The sequence below is a fragment of the Halomonas sp. KM072 genome (assembly GCF_050710315.1).
GTDB lineage: Bacteria > Pseudomonadota > Gammaproteobacteria > Pseudomonadales > Halomonadaceae > Vreelandella > Vreelandella hamiltonii.
On the sequence record NZ_CP136132.1, the window covers coordinates 1,688,899 to 1,703,972 of the forward strand.

Below are 15,074 nucleotides of genomic sequence, written 5' to 3' on the forward strand. Positions count from 1 at the left end.
TCCTTGGGGTGTTTTACGCTTTCAGTACGTAGCGCAGGGTTTCCACGACCTGATCGGTGGTGGTGCACCAGGCTTGGGCCTGGGCGTCGACTTCTTTCAGCGGGTGAACGATCTCTTCGCTGTGCAGGGTGATGTAGGGCTTGGCCAGGGCTGCGCAGTAGCCTGCATCGAAGGCGGCGTTCCACTGTTTGTACTTGTCGCCGAAGCGCACCACCACCAGATCGGCTTGTTCGATCAGGGTGCGGGTGCGGATGGCGTTCACTTTGGAGGACTGGTGGTCGCGCCAGAAGCCGTTGTCCGGCTTGCCCAGGTGGTCGCCAGCGGCATCGGAGGCGTCATGGTCGGTCACCGGGGCGGTGAAGACCACGTCCAGGCCTGCGGCTTCTGCGCCGCGCTGGATCTCTTCGCGCCAGTCGGTGTGAATCTCGCCGGAAAGGTAGACGTAAAAGCTCATGGTGGCTCCTTGGGGGTTGGGGAGTGTGTGTCGCCCTATCATAGCCCACTGGGCTTTTTGGAAAAACCTTCCATATTTGATTTGCAGCGACCCGCCTCCCCTGCCCGTTACGCGGTGGGCTGCAGTGCCTGGCCGGTGAAAATGTCCGCCACCAGCCTGGGCGCGGAGGGAAAGTAGCCGTGGAAGTAGCTGGCCACCAGCGCGCCCTCGATGTAGATCGGTTCGGCTTCGCTGCCTGCCAGCTTGCGGGTGCGGGCCAGCGGCTTCAGGGAGGTGTCCAGCAGCGAGTGGTGGTAGGTGTGGCCGCGCAGCTCGCCGCGTTGGGTGTGCAGGCTTTGCAGCCCAAGCGCAGTGAGCTTTCCGGCCATTCTGGCGGTGCCGGGCAGTAGCCCCAGCATGGCGTGGCCGTTGCCGTCGCCATCTACCAGCTGCTCTACGCAGCTCATCAGCCCGCCGCACTCGGCCAGTATGGGCTTGCCTGCCCAGTGGTGGGCGCGAATGGCGTCGTGCATGGGCTGGTTGGCGCTGAAGCGGGCGGCGTGGAGTTCCGGGTAGCCGCCGGGCAGCCACAGGGCATCGCACTCTGGCAGCGCTGTGTCATCGAGCGGCGAGAAGAAACGCAGCATGGCGCCCATCTCTTCGAGCACGTCGAGATTGGCGCGGTAGAGAAACGCGAAGGCATCGTCTTTGGCGATGGCGATACGCACGCCGAGCAGATGTGCCGGGGCAGGCGTGGGGGTCTCAGCGCTGAGCGAGACCCGCTTGGGCAGGCGGCCCAGCCCGGCCTCTTCCAGCACGTTCGCGGCGGCATCCAGCTGGGCATCCAGGCCTCCCAGCTCGCTGGCTTGCACCAGGCCCAGGTGGCGGTCGGGGATCTGCATGGCCTCGTGGCGGGGAATGGCCCCCAGCAGGGCAATGCCTTCCGGCATGCTCTCGGCCAGCAGTTTGCCGTGGCCGGGGCTGCCCACGCGGTTGGCGATCACTTCGTGAATGGCGAGATCCGGGTGGTAGTTGGCCAGGCCCTGGGCCACCGCGCCGAAGGTTTGCGCCATGCCCCAGGCGTCAATCACCGGCAACGCGGGGATGCCTGCCAGAATGGCCAGGTCCGCGCTGGAGGGCGAGCCATCGAAGAGCCCCATGGAGCCTTCCACCAGAATCACATCGGCTTCCTGAGCGGCTTTGGCCAGCCGCCAGCGGCACTCGTGCTCGCCGGTCATCCAGGGGTGAAGCTGGTACACCGGCTGGCCAGAGGCGACCTCTTGCACCATGGGGTCCAGGTAGTCGGGGCCGTGCTTGAACACCCGCACGGTGCGCCCGGCATTGCGGTGCAGCCGGGCCAGTGCCGCCGTCACCATGGATTTGCCCTGGCCGGAGCCGGGGGCGCTGATCAACGCGGCGTGTGCTTCACCTTGCAACATGTGGCTTCCTTGAATCATTCATGATCGGTCAATGGCGCGTGAATGGGCACGAACACCGGCGCGCCGTCCACCTCTACCGTGGCCAACCGCTGGCGGTAGAGCCGCTCCAGAGCGCTGGGCACCAGCATGGTGTCTCGTGGGCCCCAGCAGGCTTCGCCGCTGGGGTATAGCAGCAGAATGTGGTCGCACCAGCGGGCGGCTAAATTCAAATCGTGCAGGCACATCATTACCGCGCTGCCCTTGGCGGCCTGCTCAGCCATTAGCGCCATCACCGCGCTTTGGTGGTGTAAATCCAGGTGGTTGGTGGGTTCGTCCGCCAGCCAAATATTAGGCGCTTGGGTAAGCACCGTCGCCATCGCCACCCGCTGGCGTTCACCGCCGGAAAGCGTGCTGACCAAGCGGTGGCGAAGATGCGCCACGTCCAGCGCGGCCAGCGCGGCCTCGGCGAGGGCGTAGTCGTCGGCACCTTCCCGCTGCCACAATGAAAGGTAGGGGTGGCGGCCTATCAGCGCGGTCTCCAGTACCGTGGCGGGAAAGCCGTCCAGCCGCTCCTGAAACACCAGCCCCAGCCGCTGGGCCACTTGCCGCCTGCGTAGCTGGCCAAGCGGCGTGTCGCCCAGCAGCACCTGCCCCGAGCGGGGGGCGTGAAGCCCGGCCAAAGTGTGCAGCAGTGTGGTCTTGCCCGCGCCGTTGGGGCCCAGCACGCCCCATACCTGCCCCGGCTCGATGGTGAGGTTCAGCGCGGTGCCTGAACGGCGCCCCGGCACGTCGATGATCAACTCCTGGGTGGCCAAGCGGGTCATCAGCGGCTCCGGTAGAGCAGAAAGAGGAACGTGGGCACGCCCAGCAGCGCAGTGATTACCCCCACGGGCAGCTGCTCCGGGGCAATCAGGGTGCGGGCCAGGGTGTCGGCCAGCACCAGCAGTGTGCCCCCGGCCAGGGCGCAGGCGGGCAGAATCAGCCGCTGGTCGTTGCCCAGCACCAAACGCAGCATGTGCGGCACGATCAGCCCCACGAAGCCGATGCTGCCCGCGCTGGTCACGGCAGCGGCCGTGAGCAGGCTGGCGGCGATGTAGATGCTCCACTCCAATGGGCGAACATCCACGCCCAGGGCGGCCGCCTGCTGGGGGCCTCGGGCCAGTACGTTCAGGCTGCGCCCCAGCGGCACCAGCACCAGGCAGGTCAGCAGCAGCAGAAGCAGCGGCGGCCAGGGGGTACGGGAGTAGGAAAGATCGCCCATCAGCCAGTAGAGCATGCCGGGCAGCCGCTCGGCGGGGCTCAGCGCCAGCATCAGGGTAATCACCGCGCCCCAACCGGCGGCCACCACCACGCCGGTCAGCAGCAGCCGGGAAGGCGTCCAACCGCCCCGGCCATGGGCCAGGCCAAACACCAGCAGCGTCGATACCAGCGCCCCCACGAATGCAGAACCGGAGACCAGCAGGCCACCCAGGCCCGCCAACATGGCCGCCAGGGCACCAATCGAGGCGCCGCCGGAAAGCCCCAGCACGTAGGGGTCGGCCAGCGGGTTACGCAGCAGCACCTGCATCAGCGCTCCGGCCACGGCCAGCAGCCCGCCCACCGCAAAGGCCGAGAGCGCCCTTGGCAGGCGCAGCTCCACCACCAGGGTGCGCGCCAGCGCATCGCCCTGCCCCTGAACCACGCCCCAGAGCTGAGCCACGGAAAGCGAGGCGCTGCCCACCGTCAGCGAAAACAGCAGCGCCGCCATGGCCATCAGGGCCAGCAGGCCAAGGGGTGTCCAGCGGCGCAGCGGCATCAGGCGTCCTCGCGCTTCTGGCGCGCCTGATCGAGTTTGTCGCACAGCAGCTGTGCGCCTTCCAGCAGGCGCGGGGTGGGCCGCTGGATCAGTGAAGGCGGTACGAAATAGAGGTTCTCCTTGGCCACCGCGTCCAGGTGAGGGTACTGCTCCCAGTGGGTCAGCCAGTGGCGGTTCTTTTCGCCCATGCCACCCGCGATGATGGCTTCCGGGTTGGCGGCCAGCACGGCTTCGTCATCCAGCCTTGGCACCAGCCGTTCCAACTCGCCAAAGACGTTCTCGCCGCCGCAAAGCTCTACTACCTCACCAATCAGATGTTCGTTATTAACGCTCATCAGCGGCTCGTCCCACACCTGATAAAACGTGGGTACCGGGTCGCGCTCCCTGTAGCGGGCGGTGAGCGCGGCCATGCCGTCTCTAAACTCGCTAGCCGCCTGCCGCCCAGTTGGTTCAGTTCCCGCTAAACGGGCCAGTCGCTCAATGGTGTGGGCGACGTCTTCCACGCTACGCGGCTCGATGTAGAACACCGGCATGCCCAGCGCTTCTAGGGTTTCCATCTGCTCGGCGGGGTTACCTGTTACCCAGCCGATGACTAAATCCGGGGCAAGCCCGACCAGGGCCTCTAAATCAATCCGCGTATGGCTGCCCACCGAAGCCACTTCTTGGGCTTGCGGCGGGTAGTCGCTGTAACTCACCACGGCCACGACCTGATCTCCTGCGCCTGCGGCGTAGGTCAGCTCCGTTGCCCCTGGGGAGAGCGTGGCAATACGCCGTGCAGCGTTGTGCAGGCATACTTCGCGGTCACGATCATCCACCACGCAGCGTGAGTGGTCGTGGCCCTGGACAGGTATGGCTATGAGCAAAAACGCGAGGCCCAAGGCCCCGCGCATTAACCCACGTTGGCTACTGGCCAAAGTGAACACTTAAGAACCCTGCTCGGCCTGCGTTGATGTAGTCACGCGAGGTTTCATACTCTTTATCAAAGGCATTTTCTACCGTAACACGGGCCGTCCAAAGCGGTGCAAACTGCCATCCCGCACGTAGATTAACCAACCCATAGCCACCCAATCGCTGAGTATTAGAGGCATTATCATAGCGGTAACCTTGTGCTACTAACGACCCTCCCAATGACCAATCGCCAAGCTCGCGGTCAGCATCTAGCCGCACACTTTGGCTAGCACGGCGGGCTAGTCGATTGCCTGTTTCCTGATCTTCCGGGTCCAGGTAGGTATAGGCAGCTTGCAGTACCCAGTCGTTGACTTCTACGCCGCTTGAAAGCTCAGCACCGCGAATACGCGCATTATTGACGTTTTGTGGCGCCCACAAACCGCTTGGCGTCGGCGCCCAGGCAATCAGGTCGTCGTAGTCGTTTTGGAAGACGGCCACGTCCCAGAACCACTGGCTGTACTGGCCGCGAACGCCCACTTCAACGGTTTCAGATTTTTCCGGATTGAGATCAGGGTTGCCAGAGTTCGGCCAATAGAGGTCATTAAAACTCGGGGCTTTAAACGCCGTGCCTATACTGGCGCGCAGCGTATGGTAGTTATCCAGTTCGTAGCCCAGCGCCAAGCTGCCGGTCACTTCATCGCCATAGGCCTCGTTGTCGTCGTAACGCAGGCTTGCCTGAATAGCAAACGGCGAAAAGTCGAGCAGCGCTTGCGTAAATACCGCGGTGTTATCGCGACTGGTGACCTCAAACTCATTGGTGCTTGAAACGCGGTCTTCGCTAATTTCAGCGCCCGCGATTACCTCATGGGCGCCGAGCTGGATGTTGTTTTGCCAGCGAGCGGTTTGGGTGCGGGTATCAATCACCGACCCACCGAAGTTATCCATCGTGTCCAGCTCATCGCGGGCTTCGCTTAGCGTTAACCGACTGCGCCAGGTAGTAGTTACCGGTAGCTCACCGTAAATACCCGCCACCTGCTGAACGAAGTCATTCTCACCGCCATCATATTCGTTGTGGCCGCGAGCGCGCAGCGCCAGCACGCCCACTTCAGCGCCACTCTCGAAGGTGTGTGCAACACGGGCCAGCGCCGAGGTGTTGTCGTAGCCTTTGTCTTCGCCACCGCGACGAATGGGCTGGCCGTCGGTATTGAAATGGCTACCGGCAAAACTGTAGCGCGTGCCGCCTTCGCGTCCAGAAATACCGGCACTTACCCGCTGGGTATTGAATGAACCACCGCCGATGGAAATATTGGGTTGCGGGCCTTGTTCGTCACCATCAGGGGTAAAGAGCTGTATCACGCCGCCAACGGCATCCGCGCCGTAAAGACTACCCCGCGGGCCGCGCACGATTTCCGCGCGGTCAAACATACGAGGATCTAAATACTGAAAAGCGGCACTACCCGCTGTGGCTGAACGCAGCCGAATGCCATCTATCATTAGCACGTTTGCATCGCCGGGCGCACCACGCAAAGAAACGCTGCCGCTTTTACCAAAACTGCCGTTGCTGGTGACATCAACGCCCGGCTGGCCGCGTAGAAGATCGGTTAGGCTGGTGGGGTCTTGGCGGCGAAAAGTAGCTTCATCCAGCACGCTAACGGATGAGAGGCTTTCATTGGCGGTGCGGGGCGCTAATGCAGCGGTGACAACGACAGGATCAAGCGCCGCTAATTCCGTGGTCGCTTCGGCGTACTGGGCCTGGGCTGAAAAGGAGATGGCCAGCGGCAGTGCTGCCATCGCAAATGCCGCCCGTGTGGCGGTGGTGTGAAAACGGTGGTTCATGAAAGGTCCCTTGCTCACTGTGCTCACCCGCACAGCGTGTTTTTAGTGGCCGGGCAGGGGCACACAAGGGAAAACAGCGGCTGAAAGCCACTGGTATTCGCCCTGCACATGCCCTCCGCATGCCGGTAATCTTTGGCTTTTTTTAGCCGTCACTCTTAGGCCGGTCTCCGGGCTGACGAGCGAAAGGGGCGGCTTAACGTAAGCGCCATACCTTTCCGAACGACCACCTTCCCATGCGTAAGCACAGTGGCGTCTCTAGCCGTTCTTATCTCGATCACCGTTGCGGGGGCAGCGTTGGATTCACAAAAAACGTTCACCAACTTCCCGTTTAATTGATGGCGTTAGTGCCACCAGCACCTGAGAGTGCGCGTAAACTAGCAACTTGTTAGAGGTTGGTCAATTTACCGTCTAGCCTTTCAGCGCCTGTAATAGGCCGTGGCGCACGTACCATACCTGCTCAGCGTGGGCGGCGGCATCCTGGGTGAACCAGCCGCTTAAATCGCGCAGGCGGCGCTGGTCCCGGGCGATGGGCACCAGGCCACGGCCCAGTTCGTTGGCAATAATCACCAGCATGACGTTATCCTCTGCGGCGGTTTGGTTTAGGCGCTGTAAATCTTCCCGCCACTGGGCTCGCCACTCGTCGCTGCTGAAGTCAGAATCCAGCGCGGCGGTGAGCCACTCAAACAAGCCGTGGAGCACCAGCGGCGTATTCGGTAGCATGACGTGGGCGACCTCATGAAGGCGCTGGCCAGGGGCTAAGCGCCACCATACCGCACTGGGGAAGCGTTGTTTTACAGCGTTGCGCTTACCTGCACTGGCACCGCCGATGAATAGTTGCATTGCCATTCTCCTTTTCCATCCTCACCTGCCTGATACGCGAGCTGCCAGCGCCGTCCTTGGGCCTGATGCACAATTCCCTCCCAAAAATCGAGGGTTTCAAAACGGCGGCGTAGCTCACGAATCACACCGCCGTGGGTCACCACTAACACTTTTTGATAGCCATACTGCTGAGTGTGTGCCGCGACATCGTCGAGCCAAGCATCTAGGCGTTCGCGCAGCTGGCCAGAAGACTCTCCACCGGGAATTTGCAGCTCTCCGGCGCTATCAATCCAGGCACGATAGTGCGGCAATTCTTTTAATTCATCGTAAACCTTGCCTTCGTACTCGCCAAAATCGAGCTCCCGTAGGCGCGGTTCGGCATAGACGGGTATACCCGGTTTTGCTGCTTGTAACCACGCCAGCGTTTGCTGGCAGCGGCCAAGGTCACTGGCATAAATCGCGTCAAAGCGTTCATCCATCAGGGCTTTCCGAAGCGTTAGCAGCCCCTCCTCCGCATCGGGAAACAGCAGCGGAATATCTCGCTGGCCCTGGTAACGGCGCTCTAAATTCCAGGCGGTGATACCGTGACGAACTGCCACCAACTCCACATTAAGACCAGTAGCCAAAGCTCTTCTCCTTCAATGGTGGCACCGACCATATCGCCGTTAATTCCGTTAAATAGACGCAGCAGTGCCGCACGCGTCAGCGCTAACCAACACGCGACTGCGACCAGCCATAGCGCCATTGCGGGCCATACCAACGCCAGCGGTAGCAACGGCACTAGCGCTAGCCCAACATCGCGGCGGCTGAGCGACTGCTGCCAGCTCCAGGCCAGGCCGCGTGAGTGGGCGCATGGGGTCAGTACAAGTAGCGCGACTCCCGCCCAACGCCCCAACGCGGGCACCACCATCAGCCACCACAGCGGCGCGTGATACTGCAGCAGCGCCCAGAGCAGCACGCCCTTCCAGGCCAGCAAAAACAGCAGCGCTAACATACCGAAGCTGCCGATTTGTGGGTCTTTCATGATCTCCCAGCGCCGTTCCAGCGGCTGGTTGCTGCCCAGCGCATCGGCCAGGTCCATCACGCCATCCAGGTGCAGGCCACCGGAAATGGCCACCCACAGGCTAAGCAGTACCAGCGCCGAGATGGGCGATGGGGTTTGCCACTGGCCCAACAGCAGGGCGACACAGGCCAGCAGCGCCCCCACCATCAGGCCCACCAGCGGGTAGGCGCGAATGGCCCAGCGCCGGGTGGCCGGTGTCCAGGGGCAGGCAACGGGGATCGGCAGGCGCGTCAGAAACTGCAGCGCCAGCAGCATGCCGTACAGAGCGTGTTTCATGGTGCGCCAGCCACCTTCCATTCGATGAACTGCCCGGCCACCACCTCCACCACCCGGTCGGCCTGGGCCGCCAGCCAGCGGTGCAACCCTTGCAGGAATTCCACGTAGCGCCACACCTCTGCCGAGGCAGGCAAGGGCGCTTCGTTGAGGTCGTTGGAGACCACCACCAGCGTCACCCCCCGGCGGCGGGCATCGTGAAGCGCACGCACCAACAGTGCAAAGGCTTCCGTTTCGCTGACCGGTGCGGCGTCCTCCTGAGTATTGAACATCACCTGGCTGGCCCAGAGGGTCAGGCAGTCCAACAGGGCAGCATGGCCGTTGGGCACCTGGGCCACGGCCTGTTCGATGTTGAGCGGGGCTTCCAGGGTGACCCAGTGGTTGGCGCGGCGGGCCTGATGATGGCCTACCCGTTCGGCCATTTCGCTATCGTAGATGTCGGCGGTGGCCACGTAGTAACACGTCTTGCCGTCGGCGTACTGCTGAACACACTGCTCCGCCACCAGGCTCTTGCCCGACCGAGCCCCTCCACTAACAAAGACAATCATTCAGCACCTTTGACAACCGATCATTGGTCACACCAGCGCGCAGTGCCAGCCTTAGCCAACCACCCTTCAGGCCAGTAAAACCATGGGTATGTCGCGCCAGCATACCTTGGTGAAGCAGGCGTTCAAGCAGCACGATACTGGAAATGCCCCGCTGCCGCTGGGCGGCCCCAGGCCGCACCAGATGAAAGCAGCTGTGGCTGGGTACCACCTCCAGCCCCAGCGCGGCCAGGGCAGCGCCCATGCGTGGCTGCTCACGGGCCAACCACTGGTAGGTACGCCGGGCAAAGCCCTCATCCGCCAGCAGCGGCGGCACCAGTTCGGCGGCCAGATGATTGACGCTCCAGGGCGGTTGCTGCGCCTGAAGCTGAGCGATACGCCCCACATCGGCCAGCACGTAGCCCAGCCGCAGGCCCGGCAGGGTAAAGAATTTGGTCATGGAGCGCAGCAGGATCAACGCCGGGTAGCGTTGGAGCAGCGGAGTCAGCGGTGCAGCCTCCAATGCCAGGTCGATGAAGGCCTCATCCACCACCAGCGAGGCCCCCGGTTTCAAGGCGTCCAGCAGCGCCTCGATAAGCGCCACGGACAGCAGCGTGCCGGTGGGGTTGTTGGGGCGGCAGACGAACACAACATCAGCGCTGGCTGCCGCCTGCAGCAACGCGGCCGCGGGCGGGTCGAAGGTGCCCGGCAACAGGCCAAGCTCGCTGATGCGCACACCGTGGGCGTTGCAGGCCCGGGCATACTCGCCAAAGGTAGGAGTGACGATCAGCGCCTGCTGGCCAGCGTGGTGCGCCGCCGCCAGAAAGATGGCTTCCGCACCGCCGTTGGTGAGCAGTACCTGCCCCGGCTCCACGCCTGCGTGTTCGGCAATCGCCTGCCTGGCGGCGCGGTAGTCCGGTTCGGGGTAGCGGCCCAGTCCAGCCAGGCGCTGGGCCAGGTAGCCGGTTACCCAGCCGGGCGGGCCCAGCGGGTTCAGGTTGGCGCTGATATCTTCCAGCGGGTGGTCGGCAGGCAGGCCAAAGCGCTGCAGCAGCGCGGCGGCCTGGCCACCGTGGCTTGGCCAATGATGGAGAGGCAGGTTGCCGGGCTGGTCGCGCATCACCCGCCCCCCGTAGCCATCACGAGGCACAGCTGCAGGAAGAGCAGCAGCAGGAAGAACAGCAGCCAGGCCCCGTGCATCAGCCAAATCGTGGTAGTGATGTGGCTGGCTGTGAGTAAATCATGGGCGGTGCCCAGCGTGGCCCGGTGTGATACTTGCCCCTGGTAGACGTTGGTGCCGCCCAACTGGACACCCAGCAAATTCGCCACCATCGCCTCGGGCCAACCCGCGTTGGGGCTTGGATGGCGGGGCGCTTCGCGCCAGGTGGCCGCCAGGGCGCCCCGCCAGCGCAGAGGTGAGCGGTGAAACACCCCATACAGCACGCCCGCCAGCCACAGGCACAGGGCGGTCAGCCGGGCAGGCAGCCAGTTGGCTAGGTCGTCCAGCCTGGCCGAGGCGTAGCCGAAGTCGCCGTAGCGCTCGTTCCGGTAGCCCACCATGGAGTCCAGCGTATTGATGGCCTTGTAGGCCAGCGCCAGCGGCGCGCCCCCCAGCAGCGCAAACAGCAGCGGCGAGGTAATGCCATCGACGGTGTTTTCCGCCACGGTTTCCACCGCGCCCCGGGTAATCTCGGCTTCATCCAGAGCCTGGGTATCACGCCCCACCACTCTGGACAGCGCCTGCCGCGCACCGGGCAAGTCGCCCTGCCGCAACGGGGCGGCAATGGCCCGCCCGGCATCCGCCAGCCCCTTGATGGCCAGCGTGGTGGCCAGCAGCCACAGCTCGGCGGCCAGCCCCAGCCAGGGGTGCACCCACGACAACAGCGCAAGCCCCAGCCAGGCCACCGACAAGGTGCCCAGCACCACCACCAGGGTAAGGCACCCGCCCAACAGGCGCCGCCGCTGGGGGCTGCCTTTGTTCCAGCGGTGCTCCAGGGCGCTAATCGCCTTGCCGATGATCACCACCGGGTGGGGCAGCGCGCGCGGGTCCCCCACGATCAAATCGATGACGATGGCCAGTGCGACCCATCCGGCCAGAGCGGGCAGGCTCAGCAAGTCGAGGCTCATGGTGCCTTGCCACTCACCCCCGCCTGGGAGAACGTGGCCATGTCACTGAGCATGGCGGCGGCAGCCTGTAGCAGCGGGTAAGCCAGCGTCGCCCCACTGCCCTCGCCCAGGCGCATTTCCAGGGCCAGCAGCGGCTGCGCCGCCAGGGCTTCCAGCGCCAGGGCGTGGCCCGGCTCCGCCGAACGGTGGCCAAATACCAGGTAGTCACACAGTGCCGGGGCCATGCGGCAGGCGGTCAGGGCCGCCACCGTGGCAATGAAGCCATCCACCACCGCAGGCAGGCGGTGGGCCGCCGCCGCCAGGTACGCACCCGCCATGGCGGCAATTTCCAGGCCGCCCAGCTTGCACAACACCTCCAGCGGGTCGTCAGGATTCGCCTGGCGATTGGCCAGCGCCCGCTCGATGACCGCCGCCTTGTGGGCCTGCTGGGTGCTGTCGATGCCGGTGCCCGCCCCCACCACCTGGGCGGCGGGCACCCCTAGCAACGCCGCCAGCATGGCGCTGCTGGCGGTGGTGTTGGCGATGCCCATGTCGCCCACGATGAGCCCATTGGCCCCCGCCTGTACGGCCCGCTCGACCGCTGCCATGCCGGCCTGCATGGCCTGGCGCGCGTCGTCCAGCGACATGGCGTCGTGGTGCAGCATGTTGGCCGTGCCCGAACGCACGCGGGCATCGGTGGCTCCCGGCAGCGGTCGCGGCGACGCCACCCCGACATCCACCACGTCCACCCGAGCGCCCAGCTGGCGGGCAAACACGTTGATGGCCGCGCCCTGCTGAACGAAGTTGGCGACCATCTGCGCGGTCACCTCCTGGGGAAACGCCGACACGCCTTCAGCGGCCACGCCGTGGTCGGCGGCAAACACCACCACGGCGGGGCTATCCATCCGAGGGCGGGCGCTGCCCGTGATGGCGCTGAGCTGAATCGCCAGCGCTTCGAGCCTGCCCAGGCTGCCGGGCGGCTTGGTCAAAGTGTCGAGGTAGGCACGGGTGCGCTCAGCGGCGGCGGCATCGACAGGGCCGATATCGGGCAGCCAGGGGTAAGCGGCAAGGGAGTCAGAAGCGGCAGCAGAGGACGCACAGGGAGGCATGGCAGCTCCAGTGGCAGCAAAACCAGAGATGAAGTGATCGCAAGCGCAGCATGGTAACAGATACGGGCGGCCAGCGGAGCCGCCCGGGCTGTGGTTACCGTACCGACAATCAGTAAACGGGGGTTTCCTGCCAGCCGCCCCCCAGCGCCTTGAACAGCGTCGCCGTGGCCGCCAGCTGCTCACGGCGCGCATCGGCCTGGGCCAAACGGGCCGAGAGCAGGTTGCGTTCGGCGTCCAGGCGCTCCAGCTGGCTCACCTGCCCCTGGTCGTACATCAGCACGGCCAGCTCCCGGGTGCGGGCAACGGCCTCCAGCTGTTCGTCGATGGCGGCCAGCCGTCGCTCGCTGAAGTCGTAGCTGTAGAGCGCATCGCGCACTTCGTTGAAAGCGGTCAGCACGGTCAGGCGATACTGCGCTTCGGCCTGTTCGGCCAGCGCTTCAGCGCTTTCCACCCCGGACTGGCTACGACCGAAGTCGAACAGCGGCCCCATCACCGAGGCCCCGACGCCCCAGGTGCGGGCCACATCGCTGAACAGATCACTGGTGCTGGCGGCCGCAGTGCCCAAAAAGGAGCTGAGATTGAGCGACGGCAGGCGGTTGGCCTCGGCCACGCCGATCTGGGCGGTGGCCGCAATCAGCGCCGCTTCTGCCGAGCGAATATCGGGCCTGCGCTGGAGCATCGCCGACGGCATCACGGCAGGTATGCCCACCGGCTGGGCCAGGTCATCCAGCCGCGACGTGCCGGTGTCCAGGGTAGTCAGCAGCTCATCAGGGGACATGCCCACCAGCGTGCCCAGGGCCCCGCGCAGGGTTTCCACCTGCTGCTTGAGCGACGGCAGCTCTGCCTGCAGGTTGCGCCACTCGGCTTCGGCCTGGCGCAGTTCCAGTTCGCTGATGTCGCCATGCTCGAAGCGCAGCGCCTGAAGGCGATAGGTCTCCTGGTACGCGGCCAGGGTCTCCTCCATCAGCGCTTGCTGGGCTTCGGCACTTTTCAGGCTGACGTAGGTGGTGACCACGTCACCGATCACGCCCAGCTCGGCGGCGTCTCTGGCAAACAGGCTCTCCTGCAGGGCGGCCATGGCCGCAGCGCGCTGGTTGGCTAGCCGCCCCCACAGGTCGATTTCATACTCCAGGCTGGCGGCCAGGGAGTACTGATTATTGGTGGAGGTCAGCAGCTCCTGCACGGGCTGAACATCGATGGGCAGCGCCGCCCCCGGGGTGCGCTCACGGTTGGCTTCGGCCTGATAGCCCACGGTGGGAAAGCGCTCGGCATCGGCAAACCCCAGCTGGGCCCGGGCCTCGCGAATGCGCGCCAACTGAATCGCCAGTTCGAGATTGTCTTCGCTGGCGCGCTCGACCAGCCGGTTCAGCGCCGGGTCTTCGAAGCGCTGCCACCAGCGGTGCCAGTCGTCACGGGCCTGCTGCTCCAGAGTGATATGGGCAGGCCAGCTCTCCGGCAGCTCAATGTCGGGCGTTTGATACTCCGGGCCGACCGCACAGCCTGCCAGCAGCAAGGCCAGCGCCGAGGCAGTGGTGAACGGTTTGAGGCGGGGGCCCCACGGGCGATTCCTGTGCACGCTGATCATCCTTGCAGTTCGGGTGAATACCGATTTAGGGCGGCGTTTAACCAAACACCTGTTCGAAGTGGCTAAGAGTACCTATTATAGGAGACTAACGAAACAGGGGATACATCACACCACCGTGATCCCCCATTGACTTGCAGGGAGGCATTGAATGAGGTTCATCCGCAAGGGGAAGTGGCTACCCACTCTGGCCGGGTTGCTGGCATGCGTGACGTTATTGGCAGGTTGCAGAGACGCCGAAGAGCCCCCCGAGCCTCCGGCTCAGGTGGTCAAACTGTTTGAGACCGGCCAGCAGCAGGCCTTTTCGGGCCGTCGTTTCGTGGGTCGCGTCGATGCCGTGAGCACCGTCAATCTGGCCTTTCAGGTGGGCGGGCGCCTGACCACCTTTCCAGCCGTACAGGGCACCACGCTGGCCAAAGGCGAGCTGATCGCCCAGCTCGATCAAACCGATTACGCCTTGCAGGTGCGCGCCGCGGAAGCGGAATTGACCCAGGCCCGTCAGCATCTGCAGCGGCAGGAAAATCTGTATCGCCATAACGCCGTCTCCGCCTCGGTGCTGGAAGCGGCCCGCACTGATGCCGAGCTGGCCGCTACCCAGCTGGAGAGCGCCCGCCAGGAGCTGGCCTACACCTCATTGTACGCGCCCTTTGATGCGCTGATTGCCCGCCGCCTGGTGGAAAACCACACCACGCTGCCGCCCAATGCCGAAGTCGTCCGTATTCAGGACATCTCGGAGCTGCGCATTCGCATCAACGTGCCCGAAGCGCTGATGCAGCATCTCGATGGCGAACACGGTTTCAACGCCGAAGCCGAGATCGCCACGCTGCCCGGCGAGCGCATTGCGCTGGAGTACCGCGAACACATCACCGAGCCCGACGAGGTCGCCCAGACCTATCAGGTGGAGTTCGCGCCCGCCCAAGGCGAGCACCTGGTGGCGCTGCCCGGCACCACGGCCACCGTGTTCATCGAACCCGCCGAGCGGCTGGTGTCCGGGGTGATGATGATTCCAGCCAGCGCCCTGGACACCACCGAGAGCGGTGATTTTCGCGTGTGGGTCTACGACCCCGACGAGGGCACGGTATCGCCCCGGGAGGTCACCGTGGGTGAGCTGAGCGACGACGCCGTGATGCTGGTGGCAGGCGTTCAGCCTGGCGAGTCGATTGCGGCGGCCGGGGTACACCTGCTGCGCGACGGCATGCGCGTCAAACCGCTGGATAACGCCCTCTAG

The 15,074-nt window shown here is 64.5% G+C and carries 15 protein-coding genes and 1 riboswitch; of the genes, 1 reads left to right on the forward strand and 14 read right to left on the reverse strand.

The window, feature by feature from the left end; all coding sequences use genetic code 11:
* Window positions 1-13 precede the first annotated feature (13 nt).
* The 14 genes from RVM26_RS07980 to RVM26_RS08045 form a co-directional block, all read right to left on the reverse strand.
* Window positions 14-454, reverse strand: coding sequence for a YtoQ family protein (locus RVM26_RS07980; protein ID WP_016914164.1), 441 nt, complete (start codon window positions 452-454; stop codon window positions 14-16).
* Between the two features lie 107 nt (window positions 455-561).
* Window positions 562-1,872, reverse strand: a complete 1,311-nt coding sequence (locus tag RVM26_RS07985) for a hydrogenobyrinic/cobyrinic acid a,c-diamide synthase (protein ID WP_498941601.1) — start codon at window positions 1,870-1,872, stop codon at window positions 562-564.
* A gap of 14 nt (window positions 1,873-1,886) precedes the next feature.
* On the reverse strand, window positions 1,887-2,675 hold the full coding sequence (locus RVM26_RS07990; RefSeq protein ID WP_498941602.1) for an ABC transporter ATP-binding protein: 789 nt from the start codon (window positions 2,673-2,675) through the stop codon (window positions 1,887-1,889).
* Entirely contained in the window at window positions 2,675-3,646 is a 972-nt protein-coding gene (locus RVM26_RS07995; protein ID WP_498941603.1) for a FecCD family ABC transporter permease, read from the reverse strand. The genes RVM26_RS07990 and RVM26_RS07995 overlap by 1 nt, the downstream gene beginning before the upstream one ends.
* Window positions 3,646-4,536: a cobalamin-binding protein gene (locus tag RVM26_RS08000; RefSeq protein ID WP_498941604.1), complete on the reverse strand. Its 891-nt coding sequence runs from the start codon at window positions 4,534-4,536 to the stop codon at window positions 3,646-3,648. The genes RVM26_RS07995 and RVM26_RS08000 overlap by 1 nt, the downstream gene beginning before the upstream one ends.
* 13 nt (window positions 4,537-4,549) lie before the next feature.
* Window positions 4,550-6,370: a TonB-dependent receptor domain-containing protein gene (locus RVM26_RS08005; protein ID WP_054641777.1), complete on the reverse strand. Its 1,821-nt coding sequence runs from the start codon at window positions 6,368-6,370 to the stop codon at window positions 4,550-4,552.
* A gap of 141 nt (window positions 6,371-6,511) precedes the next feature.
* Window positions 6,512-6,746: riboswitch (cobalamin riboswitch) on the reverse strand.
* Between the two features lie 32 nt (window positions 6,747-6,778).
* Complete coding sequence (locus RVM26_RS08010) at window positions 6,779-7,210, reverse strand: bifunctional adenosylcobinamide kinase/adenosylcobinamide-phosphate guanylyltransferase (protein WP_228219254.1); 432 nt, start codon at window positions 7,208-7,210, stop codon at window positions 6,779-6,781.
* Window positions 7,162-7,797, reverse strand: a complete 636-nt coding sequence (locus RVM26_RS08015) for a histidine phosphatase family protein (RefSeq protein ID WP_228219272.1) — start codon at window positions 7,795-7,797, stop codon at window positions 7,162-7,164. Before RVM26_RS08015 ends, RVM26_RS08010 begins: the two co-directional genes overlap by 49 nt.
* Window positions 7,752-8,528: an adenosylcobinamide-GDP ribazoletransferase gene (cobS, locus tag RVM26_RS08020; protein WP_498941605.1), complete on the reverse strand. Its 777-nt coding sequence runs from the start codon at window positions 8,526-8,528 to the stop codon at window positions 7,752-7,754. Before cobS ends, RVM26_RS08015 begins: the two co-directional genes overlap by 46 nt.
* Complete coding sequence (locus RVM26_RS08025; protein WP_172416092.1) at window positions 8,525-9,073, reverse strand: bifunctional adenosylcobinamide kinase/adenosylcobinamide-phosphate guanylyltransferase; 549 nt, start codon at window positions 9,071-9,073, stop codon at window positions 8,525-8,527. The genes cobS and RVM26_RS08025 overlap by 4 nt, the downstream gene beginning before the upstream one ends.
* Window positions 9,057-10,169: a threonine-phosphate decarboxylase CobD gene (gene cobD, locus RVM26_RS08030; protein ID WP_058578357.1), complete on the reverse strand. Its 1,113-nt coding sequence runs from the start codon at window positions 10,167-10,169 to the stop codon at window positions 9,057-9,059. The genes RVM26_RS08025 and cobD overlap by 17 nt, the downstream gene beginning before the upstream one ends.
* Window positions 10,169-11,176: an adenosylcobinamide-phosphate synthase CbiB gene (gene cbiB, locus RVM26_RS08035; RefSeq protein WP_172416091.1), complete on the reverse strand. Its 1,008-nt coding sequence runs from the start codon at window positions 11,174-11,176 to the stop codon at window positions 10,169-10,171. The genes cobD and cbiB overlap by 1 nt, the downstream gene beginning before the upstream one ends.
* On the reverse strand, window positions 11,173-12,264 hold the full coding sequence (gene cobT, locus RVM26_RS08040) for a nicotinate-nucleotide--dimethylbenzimidazole phosphoribosyltransferase (RefSeq protein WP_172416090.1): 1,092 nt from the start codon (window positions 12,262-12,264) through the stop codon (window positions 11,173-11,175). Before cobT ends, cbiB begins: the two co-directional genes overlap by 4 nt.
* A 109-nt stretch (window positions 12,265-12,373) precedes the next feature.
* On the reverse strand, window positions 12,374-13,840 hold the full coding sequence (locus RVM26_RS08045; RefSeq protein ID WP_081135029.1) for an efflux transporter outer membrane subunit: 1,467 nt from the start codon (window positions 13,838-13,840) through the stop codon (window positions 12,374-12,376).
* A 157-nt stretch (window positions 13,841-13,997) separates the two neighbouring features.
* Here RVM26_RS08045 and RVM26_RS08050 point away from each other — a divergent pair, with 157 nt between their 5' ends.
* Complete coding sequence (locus RVM26_RS08050; RefSeq protein ID WP_016914193.1) at window positions 13,998-15,074, forward strand: efflux RND transporter periplasmic adaptor subunit; 1,077 nt, start codon at window positions 13,998-14,000, stop codon at window positions 15,072-15,074.